The following is a 3,359-nucleotide window of genomic DNA, read 5'->3' as shown; positions in this document are numbered from 1 at the left end:
TAATTATATGCTATCGTTTTGATTTTCACACTATAAAGATACATATAATTGAGCATTCTAACTAATTTTCAGGCACATTTCTTATCCAAAACTCAGGTTGCAAAGTGTCTTATCCGGTTCTGTTTTATCCTTGCAGGCATAGCGCATCTTGTCGAGCAGTTTCTTGGGGGAAAGATGGTCGCAAATGATGTTGCCCGTGTGTGAGACATAAACCAAATAAAACGGGTGTAGCAGGTTGGAACGGTCGATATTGATGCCATTGTTTTTGTTTTTCAGTACATATATTACGCCGGGCTCTACCTGTTCGGATGCGCTGACCACAGCACTCATTCCAAAGGGCGTCAGATTCATGTTCGGGTGTTCTTTCAGGTTGGCCAACAAGTCCAAACGGAATTCATTCAACCCCAAGTCCATGATATTGACACCCGTATCCATGTCTTCAATGTCTACAACTTCATTCTGAAGTTTCTTCAATTGCTTGCGCCGGTATTCCAAATCGCCTTTCTCGTCGGTAGACAAAAGGTTGTCATCGCCGGTACTGGTGATAACTGTGGCTTTCATGCGGCTTTCTACACGCCCTTTCAGCTTGATATAGTCGTCCAGTTCCATATCCGGCCAGTAGTTGACCAGCTGGATAACCTCGTTCTTGCTTCCGATGCGGTCGATGCGACCGAAGCGCTGAATGATGCGTACCGGATTCCAGTGGATATCGTAGTTAATCAGGTAGTCGCAGTCTTGCAGGTTCTGTCCTTCACTGATGCAGTCTGTGGCAATTAATACGTCAATCTCCCGTGTGTCGTTCGGATGAATGGCAGCCCTGTCTTTTGATAGCGGGGAGAAGTACGTCAATATGTCGTTGAATGTGCATTTCAGTTTGGGCAAGGTGCATTTCCCTTCCGTACTGCCGGTTATCAGGGCGGTATGCAGTCTGCAATCGTTGAGGATTCTGCCCGCAAGCTGTTCATACAGGTAGTTTGCCGTATCGGCAAAGGCGGTAAATATCAATACTTTCTTGTTGGTGCCGTTGATGGGATTCTCAAATTTATGTTTCAAGTCTGCCACCAACTGCTGTAACTTGGAGTCATGTTCCGGTGTGATGTCCTTCAGCATGACAAGCAACAGTTCCAATGCTTCCTGGTCGGCCATCAAATCACGTCTCCAGCTGACATAGTCCATGTCGCGGAGATTGATTTTCGATTTGCGGCCTACAAACGGGTCGTTCTCCGTGTCTTCGCTGTCGAAGTCCTCCGTAAATTCGGTGATGTCAATGGTGGCGGCACCGCTTTCTTCAAACTTATCAATCGCCGTGATGGAGTCTTTAATGAAGTCGAGTATCCGTACCAGGGTCAGGCGGAAAGAGTTTACACTGCTTTCCAGACGCTTCAACAGATTGATAGCCATTAATTTCCGAATTCCTTTTTCGCGGCCGTCTATAGTCAGTCCTTCACCTTGATAATCTATGTCGTAATTGTCTTTGGCACTTTCAAAGATGAATAAAGACGGCGTATAGATGGAGAGGTTCAGGTTATTCAGCTGTTCGGCAATGTCCTTGAACGAAATGGCATCGGACAAATCTGTCAGTCTGGGTCTGCGCGATAGGGGAGAAAGGCGTGTCGGGAACTTGCCTACGTCGTTGGTATCATAATATTTGATGATATGGCTGCGGCTTCGGGCAATGGTAACGGCATCGAGCAGCTGGAAGAAGTCATAACTCAAGGAGTCTACCAGTTTCTCGGTCGTTCTTCTTTCCGGCGGCAATTTGGTCCACTTGGAGTAAGTGGTCTGGGCTTCCCTGAAGATATTATCAATGCTTTTGTCGGTGTCGAGCAGGTCGTTTATATTCTCGGCCTTTCCTTCGTATGCCAGTTGCAGCTGATTCTTCAAATCGCTGAAACGGTTGTTGACCGGAGTAGCCGAGAGCATGAGCACTTTGGTCTTGACACCGCTGCGGATGACTTTGTTCATCAGGCGGGCATAGCGGTTTTCCTTGAAGCCATCGTCTTCATCCTCATTGTCAAATCGGCCACCGTTGCGGAAGTTATGGCTTTCATCGATAACAATCAAATCGTAGTTACTCCAGTTTACCCGTTCCAGGTCAAGACCGTTGCTCTGGCCTTTATCTCTGGACAAATCAGAATGGAAAAGTATGTCATAACGTAACCGGTCTGCCAATACCTGGTTGTTCTTATAGTTGGAACGGAATGTCTGCCAGTTGTCGTTCAGCTTTTTGGGACAAAGTACCAGTACATTCCTGTTTCGGTTTTCATAATACTTGATGACCGAAAGGGCGGTGAAGGTCTTTCCCAGTCCCACGCTGTCTGCCAAGATGCATCCGTTGTATTTTTCCAGTTTGTTGATGATGGCCAATGCGGCGTCTTTCTGGAAGTTATAGAGCTTGTTCCAGATAACGCTTTTTTTGAAACCTGTAGCTTCATTGGGAAGTACATCTTCGCTGATGTCTTCCAAAAATTCATTGAAGATGTGGTATAACGTGATGAAATAGATAAAGGCTGGTGGATTTTCCTTGTAAACGGTTTCTATGTTTTCGATGACATTCTCTGTTACGTCCTGAAATTTATCTTTGTCTTTCCATAGTTCGGCAAAGTTTTTCAGGAACATGTCTGTGGAGCAATGGCCCGGCATCCCCAGCACCATGGGGCAGATATTATTGCCTCTGTCAAGTCCAAGTTCTGTGGTGGTAAATTCATTGAAAGGTATATAGGTATATGTCTCTTCTCCATTTTTGATGTTAAGAAAAGAGTTCATGGAACCATGGGTGATATTTGTCTTGAATTTCACCTTCCTGCGGATCCAGTCTGCGCACTCTTTGGCTATTGCTCTTTGGGTCAGCTGGTTGCGCAGCCTGATTTCAAAATCGGAACCGAACAGGTTACGTTCTCTGTTCAGTTTAGGAATATAGAATTCTCTTTTTTGCTTTTCTGCTTTGTCGGTGTTGAATGTAGGTGATGTAAAAATGAAGTTTACACAATCCACTTTTTCCAGTTCTTCCTTTAACGCCTCATAGGCATAGATGGAGAAACTGGCTGCGGCTATGGAGACTTGATTGCCGTCTGACAGGGTTTGTCTCAAATCGTCTATAACCCGTTCTGTGATGTTGTTGAACTGCTTCGGAGCTTTCATAGATTTCTATATTCTTTCTTCGGCTTTGAGGTTAAGCTCTTGTTCCTTTACAAGAACCGCTTTGTTCCCTCATTCATGTCTGCCATTGTATCGTCAATTTCGTCACATGATACACAAAGTCATTAGTGTCCACTAAAAAATCATAGAAGTTCTTTGAAATTATTGAAATTCAATTTGTTATAGGAGATTTTTGGGAGAACGGATTTGAATTTACTTTT

Annotated in this window: 1 protein-coding gene; it reads right to left on the bottom strand. The window is 44.6% G+C overall.

Annotated features, from left to right (window positions below; all coding sequences use genetic code 11):
- Positions 1 to 81: 81 nt before the first annotated feature.
- Entirely contained in the window at positions 82 to 3,141 is a 3,060-nt protein-coding gene (locus Q1Y74_RS13800; RefSeq protein ID WP_300814870.1) for a helicase-related protein, read from the bottom strand.
- Between the last annotated feature and the right edge of the window lie 218 nt (positions 3,142 to 3,359).

The sequence above is a fragment of the uncultured Bacteroides sp. genome (assembly GCF_949298305.1).
In the GTDB taxonomy this organism is placed as follows: Bacteria; Bacteroidota; Bacteroidia; order Bacteroidales; family Bacteroidaceae; genus Bacteroides.
The sequence above is the reverse complement of the archived record's forward strand: the minus strand, read 5'-3'. Positions and strand labels throughout refer to the sequence as shown.

Excerpts from the sequence above, each read along its gene's own strand:
- Q1Y74_RS13800 (WP_300814870.1), bottom strand. The coding sequence starts at position 3,141 with ATGAAAGCTCCGAAGCAGTTCAACAACATCACAGAACGGGTTATAGAC.